Here is a 17,529-nt window from a genome sequence, read left to right on the forward strand (position 1 = left end):
AAATGCCTGAAGGTACATGGACACAGAATCCTGATAATCCAGGCCTATAAAAGAAAAATTTCCGACTTCATCTGTTACACCTTGGTGGACAAATGGGGTTCCAAAGCCGTGGTCAATCATCAAGGTAAGGTTGTGAGGCTCCTGAATAGGTTTGTCATTTGCCCTATAAACCTTCCCACCAATAGAAAGACCCGGCTCAAAAGCATATTCAGGTTCTTCCTTCAATCTGGCTAAATGCTCCCAAGAAAACCTCCTCCAACCTTGGGTAAGGAGCAGGTTGTCAAGGTACTTTTCTGCATTTTTGTTTTCAGGGTTGAAATAATAAAATGGCTCTTCTATTTCCCCTTTGACCTCAGAACTCAGCTGTAGGTAAGAATAGATGTTTTGATTGTTTTCCAAATGCATAACCTGATAAGCATCAGTGACCGAAATGGAAAAATTACCCTCAATAGGACTCTCAAACTCGTCCATGACTTCAATTTCCATCCTGACCCAGTCCTTGGGTTTATAGGAATTTTTTTCTGTACTAAAATTCGCTGAACCTCTGGCAAAAGGCAACATGTAGACCAATCGTTCTGCCAATAGGGTGGTTTCTTCATCCATCAATGTAAAAGTCACCAAACCAGGCATAAAATCATCTTTGTCCAAGACTACCCTATTTTGCCCCAATGAACCGTCAAATTCTCCATGGTAAACCACCTTGCCCTTGGAAAGACCCAATAAATGTAATTTTTTGCCACCACTTCCTTCCCCAAGATTATGGCTAATGATTATTTCTATGTCATCTTCTGAAAAATTGTGGTTGATTTCAAGCACATATCCCAATGACTTTACATTGGAAAATCTAAACCTTGTCCAATCCTTATCGGCAGACTTGGCTACCACCTCATAGTTTTGGTTATTTTCAGGAGTAAATTCAAACTGACCCATTCCCAGATATTCTGATTCAAACCGCATCAAGGTATCTTTCTTGGCATCTAAGACATATCCCAGGACATCTGTGCCCTTGCCATATACGTTGGTAGCCTTGAACCCGACTTTGCTTTTAATGCCGTTTACCAAATTACCCCCTTCAGGGAAAAATTGAAGATTCAGTTCCGGTTCTCTGCTACGGAATTCCCAACCATCACCCAAGTCACCAACCCAAATGTCTTTCTGAAAAAATGCATCGGTTCCGAAATTGCGCATCCATTGGGTATATGCCCTGATGGTATAAGCACCGGGTACCAAGTCTCTTGGCAAAACAAAATCTCCTTGGCCGATTCCATCTTCCATTTTAATGATAATCTGATTGATTAACCTGTCTAGTTTTCCATCGATGAGATCGACATACAGTGGCATCGTAGGCGTAGCTGCCGGCAATTCGTTGTTGGATTCAATCAGGCCATAAGCTTTGATCCAAATGGTATCGTTTAAGAAGTAATGGGGTTTGTCAGTGTGGAGATATATTTTTTCCCAGGGAAAATTGTTGCTATACTGTTGAAAATCCTTGTTGAGTTTGTTTATGGAGTCTTGGGCAAATATCTGCCCGATCAATGACATGCCAAGAAAAAATAAAATGATAAAAACCGAAGAATTTACTTTCATATAAATTAGGTTCAATGTTAAAGACACTTCAAACAATACGAAACAATAAATTCATAGTTTGGCTAAAAACCAAATTTTGCCCATAAAACTTTTCATAAAAAAAAAGTAAATAGTGGATTTTGATATGTGAATGAAATAGTGTCTCCAAAACCTGTAATAGATTTAAATATTTATAGAAAAAAGGAAATTTTTAACATTTTTAAAGATTTTTCTAAAATTTATCAGAAAATCTAATTTTGTGGTGAAGCTAGAAAACTTTTTTTGCTAACTATAGTATGTAGTCGTTAATATCTCAGACTTATACATTTGTGATAACTATAGTATTCAAATGGACAATAAGCTTTCGAAATCTTTTGGGACTGTTGTAAGAGGAAGGAGAATGGAATTAAAACTTTCTCAAGAGGAATTGGCATATCAAGCTGGTCTTCACAGAACTTATATTGGAATGATTGAAAGAGGTGAAAAAAATATTTCACTTGAAAATATCTCTAAAATTTCTTCTGCCCTAAAATTTTCAATTTCTGAATTGTTTATAAATCTAGAAAATTCTGAAAAATGAAAGTTAAATTTTTGGGACAAGGCTTCACAGAAAATTCACCAAATTCAGTTGGTAGATATCTAAATAATTATTTAATAGACAAATCCTTCAATACTTTTTTTGCGATTTCCGCATTTTCAAGTCCGTTGGGTATTAAACTCCTTGAGTCTTTTGATATAGCAAAAAAATCTTTTGATCAATTGAATATCATTGTCGGTGTGGATCAAAATGGCACATCTAAGGAGGCATTAGAGGAATTATACAATCTAAATGTTAATAGTTTTATTTTTTATCAAAGAGAGTCCCCAATATTTCACCCAAAAATTTACCTTTTTGAAGGAGAAGAAAAAGCAGTTTTGATAATTGGCTCCTCTAATCTTACTGGGAAGGGATTATTCACAAATGTTGAAAGCTCATTGTTGATTCAAATTGATAAATGGGATGAAGAGGGCTTAAAGGTCTTATCTGATCTAAAAGACTATTTTCATTCTATTTTTGATTTTACTGATCCAAATCTATTTAAAATTGATATTGATTTAATTGAGGCATTGGTAAAGGATGGCATCGTGCCAAGCGAATCCTTAAGATCAAAACAACATGGTAAAAAAATTAAAAACATAAGTTCAGTAGAAAGCCATAACAAAGAAATTCCGAAAAGAAACTCTTCAAAAATCCCTTGGGATAAATTAAAAACTAAATCGCTTTCATCAGAACTAAAACTCACATTTAAAGAGGAGTTAGAATTAATTGGAACCCTAGAAGATTCAGGGAAAATTCTTACCCAATTATTATGGGAAAGCGGCCCGTTGACTGAAAGAGATTTGAATATTCCAACAGGAAAAAACACTAATGCAACCGGTTCAATTTTGTTTAAGAAGGGTAAAATGTTAAATATTGACCAGAGACATTTTTTTAGGGAGGATCTTTTTGTCAATTTGACATGGATAAGAGATACAAAAGCCAATGCTAATCATCTTGAAAGAGCATCTGCTTTATTCCAATTAAAAATTAAAGGAAAAGAACTTGGCGTTTTTTCATTTGCGTTGAAGCATAATACTAAAACGGATACTGCTTCTTACAGGCAGAAAAACTCGATGACTTCAGTAAGTTGGGGGGATGCAAAGGAATTTGTTGGCAAAAGGGAATTATTAGGATTGTCGGCAAAGCTTTCAAAAGGTCCGGGCCCTGAAAATTTTTTTATGTTAGAAATTGATTAATTCGGTTCCCTAATTTTGATTTAAACTTTACCGTTCCTATATTTGGACAACTTCAGTCCAAATCAGGTTTTTCATGGAATATAGCTTTGGTGAAAAAATTAAACATTTAAGGGAATCTAAAAAGATGACACTTAAAGAACTTTCCTCTCTGCTGGAAATTGATACTTCGATGCTTGGAAAGATCGAAAAAGGAACAAGAAGAGCTAATTTGGGTATCATCAAAAAACTTTCTCAAATTTTCAATATTGCTGAATCAGAACTAAATGTTAGCATGGTAAGTGACCAAATTGCAAACGAAGTTGTTAAAAAATACAATCAGCAGGCCCAACAGATATTAGTAGTTGCAGAGAGAAAAGTTGCTTATCGCACAAAATCCGAAATTGATACCAACAAAGAATGAAATTAATTGAAAATGCATCCAAAGAGAAACTAAGAGGCGGTTTTTATACACCAAAACCTATTACGGACTTTATTCTAAAATGGGCAATAAATGGAAGCAATAATTGCGATATTCTTGAACCAAGCTGCGGTGATGGGAATTTTCTAAAAAGTTTGAAATCAGAGGGATTCAAATACAATTCTGTGACTGCGATTGAATATGATCCCATTGAAGCTTCTAAAGCAAAGTCCATTGATCTTGATGAAACTGAGGTCATCATTGCAGATTTTCATGTATTTTGTATGAATACAGAGAAAAGATTTGACCTCGTCGTTGGGAATCCGCCCTACATACGTTACCAATATTTCGATAGGTACCAGCAAGTAGCTGCCGAAGACATTTTCATCAAAGCTGGTCTCAAATATTCAAAATTAACCAACGCATGGGTGTCGTTTGTTGTCGGCTCCTCTCTTCTATTGAAGGAATCAGGTGGCAAAATTGGATTCGTCCTTCCAGCAGAAATTTTGCAAGTCTCCTATGGTCAGCAGTTACGAAACTTTCTTGCTCATTTCTATAATAAGATAAATATTATTTCATTTGAAAAATTAGTGTTTCCTGATATCCAACAAGAGGTAGTTTTATTATTGTGCGAGAAGGATAACACCAATAATCATAATATTGATCACATTGAACTCAAAGATGCAACTGACCTTCAAAATCTTGATTTAAATAGATTAAAGTTTCCCAAAAAGAGAATAGATTTCAAATCTAATAAATGGACTTTTTATTTTTTGGATCAAGCCGAAATTGATTTTTTGGAAAATGTAGCAAAAAAATATTCTATTCCTACTATTGGAAAATTTGCTAATGTTGAAGTGGGAATTACAACTGGGTCTAATGATTTTTTTACTGTCCCACTTTCAACAGTTGAAGAGTATGATTTAACAGATTATGCAAGACCAATGGTGGGAAGAAGTGTTCAAGTAAATAGTGTAATTTTTAATAATGATGATTGGCTAAAGAATAAATACTCCAAAGCAAAAGCCCACCTGTTGGTTTTTCCTGAATTTAAAAATCTTAATAAGTCAAATGGTGCTTTTAAATATATCAAGTATGGGGAGGATCTTGGAATTCACAAAGGGTACAAGTGTGGAATTAGAGATGATTGGTTCGTAGTACCATCACTTAAGATATCTGATGCGCTGTTTATTCGCAGAAATAATATTTATCCGAAGTTAATTGTGAATGAGGCCAATGCTTATACCACCGATACTATGCACCGTGTGTTTTTGAAATCAGGGACTAATCTCAAGGCATTCACTGCAAGTTATTACAATTCATTATCCCTAGCTTTTGCAGAAGTCTCGGGAAGAAGCCATGGAGGAGGTGTTCTAGAATTAATGCCAAATGAAACAGAAAGAATTCTACTTCCATACAATGAGGAGAATTCCAAGTCATTAAAACTGATTGATTCTTTAATTAGAGCTAAAAAGCCAATCGAAAGAATATTAGAAATAACAAACAAAACGATTTTACAGCAGAATTACGGATTGTCTGAGGTTGAAATTGACTTAGCAAATAGCATTTGGAAAAAACTCTCTAATCGAAGATTGAATCGTGGTAAATAAACTGCCTAATTCATTATGTATTCGGATGGTGAATGGAGAACTAATACTATCATTTCTTTTACCTATATCACCTCATTCAATCCAAAGTAAAATGCCCTCTGATCACCGAAAGCAAAGTCCAGTCTTATATTGAGTCCTTCCTGATTGAGTCTATATCTGAACCCAAAACCTGCCCCATATTTGAAGCGGTTCCAGTTGAAATCAGATGTTTGCGCTGCGACCTGTCCTGTATGACCAAATAACACCATACCCAAATTCCTATATAGGCGCAGTCTGTATTCTGCCTGATGCACCATGGCATGATTGTCTCTGTACCTTCCTTCAAAAAATCCCCGCATTCTATCACTTCCACCGATAAGCGACAAATGCTGAAAAGGAGGATTTCCAGTAGTTGAGCTCCACCAACTTTGTAGCACCAAAACCTGTTTTTCATTGGTTTTGAAATACTTTCGAAAGTCTAAGGTATATTGGTTAAAAACAAAATTGCTGCCAAGGAAGGAAGCATAACCCATCCATTCCAACCTATTGAGCCAGCCTTTGGTGGGTTGGAAAATATTGTCTCGGGTGTCATGGTTGAACACCAATCCCAACCCTGAAATCCTTTGGCCGTCATATCCGGGAACTTGGGTTGTTTCCAAGATTCCACCGTGAACCCTTCTAAAGATATCATCTACCCGGAACTCGTATCTTGGCCCAAAGTAAAGTCCTGGTGCAATTCTCCTTTGATAGTTGAGGTGAATATATGCAAACCTGGTGGTGTAAGGCTCCCCTTCCAATATGTCCGGTTTATTTCCAATCCCATAGTACTTGAATGGGAAATTTGACAATTCCAGCCTGGTGTTGAAATACTCTTTGTTGTCATTTGCCCAAAGATTAATCTCGGTGGTGAAAATGGCCTGATTGTTCAGCGTATATAAAAAGGTAATGGGAAGAGAGGATGGCCTCAGCGTTGATGGTTCCTTTTCTTTATATCTAAAAACCCTAATGGCTCTTAAGCCCAAGCCTAAGCTTGTTTCGGGAGAATATACAAGTGCAGGAATAAATGCCCAATTCTTTCCCGAAATCCTTTCAATAACCAAGTCACCAAAATCAAATAATTTCTCGATTCGCCCTGAATTTCCCAAAGAATCATTGGCGACTTGAGCTTTAACCTTTTGGTAAGCTAGTAATGAAAATAGAATTAGAAGAGAGGCCCGTTTCATAGGGGGCAAATGTAATAAATGTTTAATTTGAAATATCAGTCAAAAAATTTTTCCACCTCTTCTCTTATAATGACATATTGAAATAGGTCTCCTATCTGCCCTTCCTTGATGTATGCATGTTTCAAGATTGCTTCAGGTTCGTATCCTGAATTTTCCAACACTTTCATACAAGGAACATTGAAGTCATACACCTGGGCAAAGATTCTTTTTACTTCCGGAAATTTGGCAAGGGCATACTCGGTAAAAAGCTGAACAGCTTCCGTAGCTATTCCTTTTCCCCAAAAAGCCTCTGCAACCCAAAAACCTATTTCCATATTGGTTCTCAGTTCGTCTTTTCCAAGTTCACAGCCAACCGAACCGGCAAGTTTCCCATCGTATTCAATGGCAAAATTCTGTGGAGGATTGAATTTTTGGTTATGTTCAATCCAATGACGGGCATCATGGATGGTATAAGGGGAAGGAAAGCTGTCTCTGAGGTTTTTAGAGATTTTGAGATTATTGGCAATAGGATAAAGGCTGTGAAAGTGCCCCTCATGCCAAGTTACCAAACATATATTCTCTTTTCCCTGTAATTTCATGAACAAACAATTATTAAAACATTAAGATAACGCAGTTTTATGAGTTTATGTAAAAAGATAAAGGGTTTATTTTGGAAACGTTCCGATTCAGATTTTGGATTGGTTTTTTTGTTGATGAAATTGAAGAGATGCCTGAAAAGTTGGTCAGTAGGCAGTCGGAGTAAGCAGTAGGCAGTAGTCAAAACTGTTAACTGACCCACAAACAGACCACTGAAAACTGCCACTGATCAATCCTCTATGCAACTGACTCCTGACTGTAAACTGCATACTGAATACTGCATACTGAATACTGCCTACTGAAAACTGAAAACTGCCTACTGAAAACTGCCTACTGAAAACTTTTACCGTACCAATAACTTACTGACATACTCTTTCTCCCTACTCCGAATCATAATGAAATACATCCCTTTGGGAAGTCCCCTAAATTCTACTAATTCCGCTCCGCCTGAAGGCGTGATTTTTCTAACTTCACTTCCAAATATATCCGTCACAATGACTGAAATCACAGCGTTGATTCCTTTGAAAGAAACCTGAACATCTCCTTGAGATGGATTGGGATAAATGGATATTTTGCCAGCGGATATTTCGGGATTAATACTTGTGATCAGGTTGATATTGATTTCTAGGCTTCTGGCACTTCCAGAATTACAGCCGTTCATTGGAGTAACTGTCAACGTATAATTTCCTTCTTTTTCCCATTTGACCCTAACTTTATTGGTCCCCTGTCCACTGATTACTTTTCCGGCATTGTTACTGATACTCCATTGGAAATTCACATTAGCCACATTGGTAACTTCATATTCCTCCTCTGTCAATCCGACCATTTCAGGCCCATTGATTTCAGAAGGCTGTTCCGGAGGAGTCACTACCTGAATACTTTTGCTAAAGGTCGACCCTATTCCACACGGATTATTTGGTGTAATTCTCAATTGCCTTTGCCCTAGACCAGTCCATAAAACTGTAATTTGGGAAGTACCTTGTCCTGCGGTGATTTCACCTCCATCCAATTCCCAAATAAATATAGTCCCGGGAATATCTGTCACTTGATAATCCATCGATTCATTTTGGCAGACTGCACCCTCACCTTCAATGTCAATAATTGGCTGTGGTTGTGTGGAAACCAAAACCTCGAGTCCTTTGGTGCGACCGTTTCCACAATTATTTTTCCCCCTTACCAACACTGCATTTCTACCAGCAACATCCCATCGTACTTCAATCCTGTTGGTTCCTTGACCTCCAAGAATCGTTCCCCCATCTACTCTCCATTCAAACTCGACATCAGGTCCTTCGTTGTTCTGTACAGTATATATTTGTTGTGATATACAGACATTGTCTTCCCCAAAGATAACTGTGGCCTCATCCGGGACCTGACAGCTATAGTTGAACAATGTGCCTTTTTCTCCAACTGCAAAACCGCTACTCAGATCTCCGAAACTGATTCCTGTAAAATCCTGAAATGTAGCTGTAGCCATACTTGTCCATGTTTCGCCGCCATCTCTTGTAGACATCATCCAGCCTTTTTCTCCAGCGACAAAACCAACAGATTCATCAAGGAAATCCAATGCATTTAATTTCCTTGTAATTCCTGCATTGATTTTTGTCCAGGTTTTTCCTTGATCAGAAGTTTTCAGGATTGTTCCATTATTTCCGATGATGATTGCAGTCTGTTCGTCTAATTTTTTTATACCGTTGAGGTCTTCTGAGGATTGAGCGTTTACGATCTGCCAGGTTTCCCCATCTTCGGTTCGGGCGATAAATCCGTTCTTGCCAATAACAATACCTGTTGTGGCATCAAAAAACTCCAGATCAACCAAAGTGTTTGCAGTATTGCCAACAGATATCTTTGACCATATGACACCCGAATCAGAAGTTTTGGCCATAAACCCTCCAACTCCTACAATGTAACCATTGGCATTATTGAAAAAATAAAGACCGTTGATCGCTCCTTCCGTTCCCGGAGTAAGAGAAGTCCAGTTGGCACCGGAATTGGTGGTTCGTAGAAGGACCCCATTATCTCCTCCTATATATCCAAATGCATTGGTGGTAAAAGCCAAGTCATTGAAAGTAATCGAAAGCGGTCTCGAACGATCTGTTAAGGTGTTTCCACCGTTGTTGGTGGATAGAACCAATCCCTCCTCACCGATGATATAACCAAGTGTCGCAGTCCTGAACTGTGTATTTGAATAATCCTTGTCCCTACCGGAAAGTCTCACCGCCCAGCTAGTACCTGAATTGTTGGATGAGATGACGAAGCCATTTTCTCCTACTGCAAAAACGACATTGGAAGACCTCCTGAAACTGACAGAATTGTAATTCTGGGTATTGTTGATATTGATGCCATCAATGGTGGTACCGGCATTAGCTGTCCTAAGTATTGTTGCATTTTCTCCCAAAAACACCCCGAAATTAGGATTTGACCTATTGAATGAAACTGTATTTAGGTCTCTTTCAGTGCCGCTGTTCAAGAGGGTCCAATTTAAGCCGGCATTTGTGGTTTTGATGAGTGTACCCTGTTGGCCCACCGCATATCCTACCATACCAGATGTAAAATGGATATCTGCCAAGCTTTTGGTCTGTCCCGTATTTTGAACGTTCCAGTTGTTTCCTCCATTAAAAGTCCTGATAACCTGTCCTTGGGAGGTGGCGATATATCCGGTATCCTGATTAACAAAGTACAGGCTATTGAGATTTGAAGTAGTGCCCACGGATTGTCTTGCCCAACTTTGCCCGCCATTGGTAGACCGAAAAACTTCTCCGTTTTCACCCACGGCGTAGGCTCGTGTTTCATTCAGAAATTTGACACTTTTCAGGGTTCTTTGGGTGCCGGCATTGGACAATTGCCAGGTTTGCCCTCCATTGGTGGTGCGGTATACATCTCCACCTTCACCTACCATGAGTCCAAGCGTTTCATTGAAAAAACCAACACCCCACATTCTATTTTTGGAAGGCGCTTCCTGTTCTACCCAACTGAGTCCGCCATCGATGGTTTTCAGTATGACCTGATCTCCTGCTATAAAACCTGTCTCATCACTGACCCAAGTAATTCCGGTAAGCTGATTGCCCCAGCCGCCTACTCTTCTCCAAGTTTGGGAATAAACCAGGCTGTGGAATAAAATAAAAATCAAAATGGGTGCTAAGCGCTTCATGTTTTAAATTCATGCTTCTATTGCTACAAAAATAGGATTAAATCCCATAAATGAAATATTAGGAGATGCTCAGGAAACTTTTGAAACTATCTAATTAGCAGATGTACGGCACAAACAGCAATAATGTCTTTAGAAACTCGTGATTTAACTCTACTTTTGTAGTAGCGAAAGCAAAAAAAAATGAAAAATTTATTTAAATTATTTTTATCAACATTACTTTTAACCTCCTGTAACTCAAATGAAAGAGTGAGCAAGGATGTTTTTGAGGAAGTGAATAAAAGCATGGAGGTGAAAAAACTCAACGAGGCGGACATCATTCAAGCAGCTATGGTATGGGGAGAGGAAATCAGTACCGAGGCACAAAAACAATTGATAACTGCCTTGCAGAAAGCAATCGCGGACGATGGAGTACCTGAAGCTATCAAGTTCTGCAATGTAAATGCACTGCCCATCTTAAAGGAAGTTTCAGATAAATACAATGTGGAGATCAAAAGGGTGTCCAACCAATATAGAAACCCCGCAGACCAGCCATTGGAATTTGAAGAGGGAATTTTAGATACTTATGTTTACAATGGTGAAAATGACATTGCGAATGAACCAAGTATCCAGAAAATTGAAGGCGGGGAAGTTTTGTTGTTTACTAAGGCCATCATGATTCCAAATGCGCTTTGCTTAAATTGTCATGGACAAGCAGGGACAGAAATCAGCTCTGAAACCCAAAAAGTCTTAGACGAACTTTACCCAGAAGATAAGGCCAAAGGTCATAAAATCGGGGATTTGAGAGGAATGTGGAGTATCCGTCTTCCCAAAAAAGAAGTAGTAAAAAACATGTAATTGCACCAACCCAAATCTGTTATGAATTTTGAAGGATCATTGTTAAAGTCCTATGGACTTATTTTAGTATTCTTATTGGTTTCGATATCATCAGGATTTTGCTTGACCTTTCAGCCTAAAGTGATGATATTTTCTGAGACTTCTTTTTTCTTTTGCCCAAGGCAGATAGACAATCTTGACAAGGTGGCCAAGGAGAAAAATTTGAATGAAATAGATAAATCTGATACCAAAAAAAATAGAAGGAAACTTCGTAGAAATAACCAAGAAAAGGCATTTGATGATTTTTCAACCTCCTCAGACCAAGAATCAGAAAGCGATTCCCCTGTCAAATCCTACAATCAATTGAAAGGGCTTTTGGAAGAGGTGGATATGATGGTAGGTGGATGGATTTAAGATTTAACTTTTGAAAATTTGTGGATAAACATACAGGGAATTTTATTTGAACCACAAAAGAAACAAAAGGGAACAAAAGACTACATTAAAAAAAATTGATATCCATTAACTTTTGTTTTCTTTTGTCACTTTTGTGATTCCATTATTTTTACCTCTAGAAATCCCTCGTGCCTACCAATGACGTAATCGGACCGGCGCGTCACCCTGATCTTCATGGCTATCGGGAAAAGGGTCTCTCGAGGATCAGGAAATATATTATAAACATAAATAGGACCTCTGGAGATTCTTCGTACCTCAGAATGACGGCTGCCTAGGGGGTAACTTGATTTCAATCTCGCTTCTCGATTCTCGGCTCTCACTTCTCGCTTCTTCTACCTTCATCCCTTCTCTTTCATCCTTTCCCTAATCCTCCTCCATTCCCGTATTCTTCATTTTCTCGAGATTCTCGGCAAACCTAAGGGCTGATATGAAATCCTCAATATTGCCATCCATGATGTCAGGAAGATTGTACACTGTTTTGTTGATTCGGTGGTCTGTAACCCGGCTTTGGGAATAGTTGTATGTTCTGATTTTGTCAGAACGGTCACCACTTGCCACCATGGATCTTCTTTGGGCACCAACAGCTTCATTGTGCTTGTCCAGTTCAATTTCATATAACCTTGATCGAAGTACTTTTAAGGCCTTCTCAAAGTTTTTGATCTGGGACTTTTCATCTTGACAAGTCACAATCAATCCTGTCGGGATATGAGTCAAACGTACCGCCGAATAGGTGGTATTGACTGACTGACCGCCGGGACCAGAAGAGCAATAAGTATCCTTTCGGATTTCATTCATGTTGATATTCACTTCCACTTCATCCATTTCCGGAAGTACGGCTACAGTGGCTGCGGAAGTATGCACCCGGCCTTGGGTTTCGGTAGCAGGTACTCTTTGTACACGGTGTACACCTGATTCAAATTTCATCATCCCGTATACATCTGCACCGGTGATGGTACTGATAATCTCTTTGTAGCCTCCTGATGAACCAAAAGTCAAATCAAGGACAGTCAGTTTCCAACCTTGTTTTTCGCAAAACCTTTCATACATCCTGAAAAGATCTCCTGCAAAAATAGCGGCCTCATCTCCACCAGTACCGCCGCGGATTTCGAGGATACAGTCTTTGGAATCATTTGGGTCTTTGGGGATCAATTGCTGTTTGAGCTCTTCTTCAAGTTCTTCTTGCCTCGATTTCAGTTCATCCAACTCGATTTTGGCCATTTCCCTGAAATCAGGGTCTTTTTCCTTGTCCAGGATTTCTTTGGTACTGCTGATGTTCTCCAAAACATTTTTATAGTCGTCATACAGGATGACTATTTTTTCAAGGTCCCTGTATTCCTTATTCAACTTGGTGTATTTGGACATGTTCGACATGGCATCGGGCTGTATGATCAACTGGCCAACTTCGATGAATCTATCTTTCAGCGCCTGTAATTTGTCAAGCATAAATCTTTTTCTATTGAAAGGGCAAAATTAGCAAAAATATCCATAGTAGGGATTTTGGATTTCAACACTCCGCTCTTGGGAATCTTCCTATCTTTGTCCTTTCAAACAAAAAGACATGAAGCTTTTCACAAATACAGTCTATGCAGTCGTTCAGGCCATAGATGAAATTTTCAATGATAATCGATACGCAGACAAAGTGATCGAAAGAACCCTCAAATCCAATCCAAAATGGGGAGCGAGAGACAGGGGCTTCATTGCGGAATCCGTTTATGATATGGTAAGATGGTGGAGGTTGATCAATTTTTTGAGTCCTTCCAAGGACACCTATCAGCTTTTTGGAACCTATTGGTTGTTGCAGGGAAGGACACTTCCAGACTGGAGGGAATTCAAAGGCCTTGATGGTGATGGCATTCACCGAAGATATGAAAGATTGAATAACAGGGCAGTCATCCAATCTATCCCGGATTGGCTGGATGAAATGGGCGCTGAACAACTGGGAGATAAATGGGAGGAAGAAATAAATACCCTCAATCAGCAGGCGGAAGTGGTACTGAGGGTCAATACCCTCAAAATTACTAGGGAACAATTGATGAACCGATTGGCAGATGAAGAGATAGAGTCCTATGCTCCTAAGGGTTATAAAGACGCGCTAGTATTGGCAAAAAGACAGAATGTATTCAAAAATTCAGCCTTCAAAGAAGGGTTATTTGAGGTTCAGGACGCTTCTTCCCAGTTGGTTGCCACAGCATTGGATGTGGAACCTGGAATGCGGGTAATTGATGCCTGCGCAGGGGCCGGAGGTAAATCCCTTCATTTGGCCGCATTGATGGAGAACAAGGGTCGGATATTGTCAATGGATACGGAGGGCTGGAAGCTTCAAAACACTAAAATAAGAGCAAGAAGAAATGGTATCAGTATCATTGAACCTAAGGTAATAGAAGGAAGTAAAACCATCAAAAGATTGAGTGAATCTGCAGATCGTGTGCTTTTGGATGTCCCCTGTTCCGGATTGGGGGTCTTGAAAAGAAACCCGGATACCAAATGGAAACTTAGTCCTGAATCAATTGAAAAGGTACAGACCATCCAACAGGAAATCCTGCAAAACTATTCCTCCATGGTCAAAAAGGGAGGGATTATGGTCTATGCTACCTGTAGTATTTTACCTTCTGAAAACCAACATCAGGTGGAGAAATTTCTTGCATCTGAAAAAGGCAAAGAGTTTGAGCTTTTGGAGGACCAAAAAGTTTTGGCACAGGAAAGTGGGTTTGATGGGTTTTATATTGCTAAGTTGAAAAGGAAGGAGGCTTAGGGGAAAGGATTTTTGTGATTCCACTGTTACTTGTTTTTTTCAGTTTCTTGAATTTATTGACCAATGACCGATGTTGGATGACCGATGATGGGTAGGAGGAGGAGAGAAGTATACTGCGTATTCCTGAGGGTGGTTAGGAGACAGACAAATCAAATTTTTTTCATCGAATTGAAAGACTGCTTGGGAATTTTTGTAGTTTTAATCAAACTCTAAAATCAACCAACACATGTCCACACTAGAAGCTATATTCGGAATGGCCAGCATGCTGTCCTTTTTTTCATGGATTGCCTTGTTTATTTTTTATCCCCGCAAATGGATTTATCAGACCCTTTTTTCAGGGGTCTTTATCATTTTGGCCTTGACTTACTTATTTTACATTGTGATGGGTCTTGGAGGAGAATCTGAAGGTGGATTTGGTAGTTTGGCTGAGGTCAGGACTTTATTTGGATCCGATGAGGCATTGTTGGCAGGATGGATCCATTATTTGGTCTTTGACCTTTTTGTGGGGATGTGGATTACCAAAGATGCTTGGGAAAAAGACATCAATAGATGGATTGTTTTGCCATGTTTGATCCTCACGTTTATGTTGGGGCCGGTAGGTCTATTGACTTATTTCTTAATTCGGGGAGTTAAACTTAAAAAGCTTAATCAAAGTCCATTTCACCCGTGAACCTGATAAAGGAAATTTATAGGAGGAGTCCCAACTTAGGTTGGTTTGGAACAATAAATTTTTTGTTGTTTTTCCTCTTGCTTTGTATTTCACTTTTTGATGAGAGAATACTGTTCGGGGTCAATGTATGGATCAAACCAATGAAATTTGCCATATCCATTGGAGTTTTTGTTTGGACTATGGCTTGGTTGGTTTATGAGTTGCCACAGAAATCAAAGGTCAAAAAGATTGAATTGATCATCATTTTGGTGCTTTCTATCGAACAGGTAATCATCATAGGTCAGGCAGCTAGGGGCGAGATGTCCCATTTCAATATCAGTTCAATATTGAATGCCGTTCTTTTTCAAATCATGGGAATAGCCATATTGATCAATACCATCATGGTATTTTGGGCTTTTCTTTTGTTTAGGAAAGTTGATACGCTTCCAAAAGGGTATAAAATAGGGATTCAGATCGGGATGGTGGTTTTTATCATCGCAAGCTTGGAAGGTTATTTGATGGCATCCAACCTTCGGCATACTGTTGGTGCTGAGGACGGTCAAGAAGGATTGTATTTTCTGAATTGGGCCAAGACCTATGGCGACCTAAGAATATTCCATTTTCTAGGTTTGCATGCTTTGCAGGCCATTCCCTTATTTGCTTGGTATTTTTCAAGGGAAAACACCAAACCTGTGATGGTATTTGGCATTTTCTATTTCTTTTTATCATTGGGGACATTATGGAATGCCATGGCCGGAAGGGGATTGATAGTTTTTCCCTGAAAGATTCAACCTAAAAAATGGTTGTCACTCAGTTTTATACGATCTACATTCCTTTTTTATAAATGTCAGTGAATCCAAAGAAAATTCCATTTCTGATATGGAATTTGTACGAAACATAAATTTTATTTGAAATCGGTTTGATTGGCATTAGAAATTGTGTGTATCTTTGACGGGCAAATAGGGTTACCTAACCAATATTTGCTATGAATCGAAATAACGATAAATTCCTCTTTGAAGCACTCACCTACGATGATGTGCTTCTTGTCCCAGGATACTCCGAAGTCCTACCGCGCGACACCAATACTTCCACTCAACTTACAAAAAACATCAGGCTTAATATTCCTTTGGTTTCGGCTGCTATGGATACGGTCACAGAAGCAGAATTGGCCATTTCCATTGCTTTGGAAGGTGGGCTAGGCTTTATACATAAAAATATGTCCATTGAGAAGCAAGCCGCCCAAGTCAGGAAGGTGAAACGCTCTCAGGCAGGGATGATTTTGGATCCTATTACCCTAGATATCAATGCAAAAGTAAGAGATGCGGAAGCCATCATGCGTGAATTCAATATCGGTGGTATTCCTGTTGTCGATGATAAAAGAACGCTGAAGGGCATCATTACCAATAGAGACCTGCGCTTTATCAAAGATCCCCATGTGAATATAAGGGACATCATGACCAAAGAAAATCTGATCACTGCCAAAGCAGGAATTTCTTTGGAGCAAGCTGAGGAAATTCTGCAAGAATATAAAATCGAAAAGCTTCCTATTGTCGATGATGAGTACAAATTGACAGGATTGATCACCTACAAGGATATCTTGAAAAGAAGAGATAAGCCCTCTGCATGCAAAGATGAATTCGGAAGATTACGAGTGGGTGCAGCTGTTGGCGTGACCGCCGATATTGTAGAAAGGGTTGATGCCCTCAAAAATGCGGGCGTAGACGTGGTTTCAATTGATACCGCCCATGGACATTCCAAGGGTGTGATCGAAACCTGCCGGAAAATCAAAGAGGTTTTTCCTGATCTTGATGTCATAGTTGGGAATATTGCCACTCCTGAAGCCGCTTTGGCATTGGCAGCTGCTGGAGCGGATGCTGTAAAAGTTGGAGTTGGGCCGGGTAGTATCTGTACTACCAGAGTGATTGCAGGGGTAGGCGTTCCTCAACTTTCGGCAGTTTTTGAGTGTGCTGAAGCGCTAAAAGGTAAAAACGTTCCTGTAATTGCCGATGGTGGTATCCGCTATTCCGGGGATTTGGTCAAGGCGATTGCGGCTGGAGCTGGATCCATCATGATCGGGTCTCTTCTCGCTGGAACCGAAGAAGCACCGGGAGAAATGATCATTTTCGAAGGAAGAAAATTCAAGTCATACAGAGGTATGGGGTCTTTGGAAGCCATGGAATCCGGATCAAAAGACAGGTATTTCCAAGATGCCGAAGAAAATATTAAAAAACTTGTTCCTGAAGGCATTGTGGGAAGAGTTGCCTACAAAGGCTTGGTCGCAGAAGTATTATACCAGTTGGTCGGAGGTTTGCAGGCCGGAATGGGCTACTGTGGCACCAAATCAATAGAGGATCTTCAGAAAAACGGAAAATTTGTAAAAATTACCGCTGCAGGTGTCAAAGAATCCCACCCACATGATGTAAGCATTACAAGGGAGGCACCGAATTATTCGGCCAAAATGTAATATTTACAGTCCCATTCAAAATAAAAAGCGATAAGACATCTTGTCGCTTTTTTTGTTGCGTTCCTGTTTTTTCAATTGAAAAAGACGAACTTTGAAATTACCTGGGAAAGTTTTAAAATCAGG

Annotated in this window: 14 protein-coding genes and 1 pseudogene; 10 read left to right on the forward strand and 5 right to left on the reverse strand. The window is 39.2% G+C overall.

What is annotated here, in order from left to right; genetic code table 11:
* Positions 1–1,587: pseudogene (locus ACEW8U_RS00325) on the reverse strand (Plug domain-containing protein); the annotation flags it as partial.
* A 328-nt stretch (positions 1,588–1,915) separates the two neighbouring features.
* Here ACEW8U_RS00325 and ACEW8U_RS00330 point away from each other — a divergent pair.
* From ACEW8U_RS00330 to ACEW8U_RS00345, 4 genes are all read left to right on the forward strand, one after another.
* Positions 1,916–2,146 (forward strand): helix-turn-helix domain-containing protein, encoded by a 231-nt coding sequence (locus tag ACEW8U_RS00330; protein ID WP_373520035.1) that lies wholly within the window; start codon positions 1,916–1,918, stop codon positions 2,144–2,146.
* Complete coding sequence (locus ACEW8U_RS00335) at positions 2,143–3,342, forward strand: phospholipase D family protein (RefSeq protein ID WP_373520036.1); 1,200 nt, start codon at positions 2,143–2,145, stop codon at positions 3,340–3,342. The genes ACEW8U_RS00330 and ACEW8U_RS00335 overlap by 4 nt, the downstream gene beginning before the upstream one ends.
* Before the next feature lie 73 nt (positions 3,343–3,415).
* On the forward strand, positions 3,416–3,742 hold the full coding sequence (locus tag ACEW8U_RS00340; protein WP_373520037.1) for a helix-turn-helix domain-containing protein: 327 nt from the start codon (positions 3,416–3,418) through the stop codon (positions 3,740–3,742).
* On the forward strand, positions 3,739–5,349 hold the full coding sequence (locus ACEW8U_RS00345) for an Eco57I restriction-modification methylase domain-containing protein (RefSeq protein ID WP_373520038.1): 1,611 nt from the start codon (positions 3,739–3,741) through the stop codon (positions 5,347–5,349). The genes ACEW8U_RS00340 and ACEW8U_RS00345 overlap by 4 nt, the downstream gene beginning before the upstream one ends.
* 62 nt (positions 5,350–5,411) lie before the next feature.
* Here the strand turns inward: ACEW8U_RS00345 and ACEW8U_RS00350 are convergent, their stop codons facing one another.
* The 3 genes from ACEW8U_RS00350 to ACEW8U_RS00360 form a co-directional block, all read right to left on the reverse strand.
* Positions 5,412–6,551: a BamA/TamA family outer membrane protein gene (locus ACEW8U_RS00350; protein WP_373520039.1), complete on the reverse strand. Its 1,140-nt coding sequence runs from the start codon at positions 6,549–6,551 to the stop codon at positions 5,412–5,414.
* A 35-nt stretch (positions 6,552–6,586) separates the two neighbouring features.
* On the reverse strand, positions 6,587–7,129 hold the full coding sequence (locus tag ACEW8U_RS00355) for a GNAT family N-acetyltransferase (protein ID WP_373520040.1): 543 nt from the start codon (positions 7,127–7,129) through the stop codon (positions 6,587–6,589).
* Between the two features lie 341 nt (positions 7,130–7,470).
* Positions 7,471–10,275 carry a YCF48-related protein gene (locus ACEW8U_RS00360; RefSeq protein WP_373520041.1) on the reverse strand — a complete coding sequence of 935 codons (2,805 nt, stop codon included), beginning with the start codon at positions 10,273–10,275 and terminating at the stop codon, positions 7,471–7,473.
* A gap of 180 nt (positions 10,276–10,455) precedes the next feature.
* Between ACEW8U_RS00360 and ACEW8U_RS00365 the strand changes: the two genes are divergently transcribed.
* Positions 10,456–11,109 carry a DUF3365 domain-containing protein gene (locus ACEW8U_RS00365; protein WP_373520042.1) on the forward strand — a complete coding sequence of 218 codons (654 nt, stop codon included), beginning with the start codon at positions 10,456–10,458 and terminating at the stop codon, positions 11,107–11,109.
* Positions 11,110–11,130: 21 nt separating this feature from the next.
* Entirely contained in the window at positions 11,131–11,502 is a 372-nt protein-coding gene (locus tag ACEW8U_RS00370; protein WP_373520043.1) for a hypothetical protein, read from the forward strand.
* A gap of 402 nt (positions 11,503–11,904) precedes the next feature.
* On the opposite strand, the gene prfA is transcribed toward ACEW8U_RS00370, so the two are convergent.
* On the reverse strand, positions 11,905–12,984 hold the full coding sequence (gene prfA, locus ACEW8U_RS00375) for a peptide chain release factor 1 (protein ID WP_373520044.1): 1,080 nt from the start codon (positions 12,982–12,984) through the stop codon (positions 11,905–11,907).
* A gap of 115 nt (positions 12,985–13,099) precedes the next feature.
* Here prfA and ACEW8U_RS00380 point away from each other — a divergent pair, with 115 nt between their 5' ends.
* From ACEW8U_RS00380 to guaB, 4 genes are all read left to right on the forward strand, one after another.
* A complete protein-coding gene (locus ACEW8U_RS00380) occupies positions 13,100–14,293 on the forward strand; it encodes an RsmB/NOP family class I SAM-dependent RNA methyltransferase (protein ID WP_373520045.1) in 1,194 nt (397 codons plus the stop codon).
* A gap of 226 nt (positions 14,294–14,519) precedes the next feature.
* Positions 14,520–14,963 carry an ABA4-like family protein gene (locus ACEW8U_RS00385; RefSeq protein WP_373520046.1) on the forward strand — a complete coding sequence of 148 codons (444 nt, stop codon included), beginning with the start codon at positions 14,520–14,522 and terminating at the stop codon, positions 14,961–14,963.
* 140 nt (positions 14,964–15,103) lie between these two features.
* Positions 15,104–15,724 carry a hypothetical protein gene (locus ACEW8U_RS00390; RefSeq protein WP_373520047.1) on the forward strand — a complete coding sequence of 207 codons (621 nt, stop codon included), beginning with the start codon at positions 15,104–15,106 and terminating at the stop codon, positions 15,722–15,724.
* 203 nt (positions 15,725–15,927) lie between these two features.
* The gene (guaB, locus tag ACEW8U_RS00395) at positions 15,928–17,406 is read left to right on the forward strand and encodes an IMP dehydrogenase (RefSeq protein WP_373520048.1); all 1,479 of its coding nucleotides are present in this window, start codon (positions 15,928–15,930) and stop codon (positions 17,404–17,406) included.
* Positions 17,407–17,529 lie beyond the last annotated feature (123 nt).

The sequence above is a fragment of the Aquiflexum sp. genome, assembly GCF_041751335.1.
Lineage (GTDB): Bacteria > Bacteroidota > Bacteroidia > Cytophagales > Cyclobacteriaceae > Aquiflexum.

Bases quoted from the DNA above. Each gene is read 5' to 3' on its own strand.
- ACEW8U_RS00345 (WP_373520038.1), top strand. From the start codon at position 3,739: ATGAAATTAATTGAAAATGCATCCAAAGAGAAACTAAGAGGCGGTTTT.
- prfA (WP_373520044.1), bottom strand. From the start codon at position 12,984: ATGCTTGACAAATTACAGGCGCTGAAAGATAGATTCATCGAAGTTGGC.
- guaB (WP_373520048.1), top strand. From the start codon at position 15,928: ATGAATCGAAATAACGATAAATTCCTCTTTGAAGCACTCACCTACGAT.
- ACEW8U_RS00385 (WP_373520046.1), top strand. From the start codon at position 14,520: ATGTCCACACTAGAAGCTATATTCGGAATGGCCAGCATGCTGTCCTTT.
- ACEW8U_RS00365 (WP_373520042.1), top strand. From the start codon at position 10,456: ATGAAAAATTTATTTAAATTATTTTTATCAACATTACTTTTAACCTCC.
- ACEW8U_RS00350 (WP_373520039.1), bottom strand. From the start codon at position 6,551: ATGAAACGGGCCTCTCTTCTAATTCTATTTTCATTACTAGCTTACCAA.
- ACEW8U_RS00340 (WP_373520037.1), top strand. From the start codon at position 3,416: ATGGAATATAGCTTTGGTGAAAAAATTAAACATTTAAGGGAATCTAAA.
- ACEW8U_RS00355 (WP_373520040.1), bottom strand. From the start codon at position 7,129: ATGAAATTACAGGGAAAAGAGAATATATGTTTGGTAACTTGGCATGAG.
- ACEW8U_RS00330 (WP_373520035.1), top strand. From the start codon at position 1,916: ATGGACAATAAGCTTTCGAAATCTTTTGGGACTGTTGTAAGAGGAAGG.
- ACEW8U_RS00370 (WP_373520043.1), top strand. From the start codon at position 11,131: ATGAATTTTGAAGGATCATTGTTAAAGTCCTATGGACTTATTTTAGTA.
- ACEW8U_RS00390 (WP_373520047.1), top strand. From the start codon at position 15,104: ATGAAATTTGCCATATCCATTGGAGTTTTTGTTTGGACTATGGCTTGG.
- ACEW8U_RS00335 (WP_373520036.1), top strand. From the start codon at position 2,143: ATGAAAGTTAAATTTTTGGGACAAGGCTTCACAGAAAATTCACCAAAT.
- ACEW8U_RS00380 (WP_373520045.1), top strand. From the start codon at position 13,100: ATGAAGCTTTTCACAAATACAGTCTATGCAGTCGTTCAGGCCATAGAT.
- ACEW8U_RS00360 (WP_373520041.1), bottom strand. From the start codon at position 10,275: ATGAAGCGCTTAGCACCCATTTTGATTTTTATTTTATTCCACAGCCTG.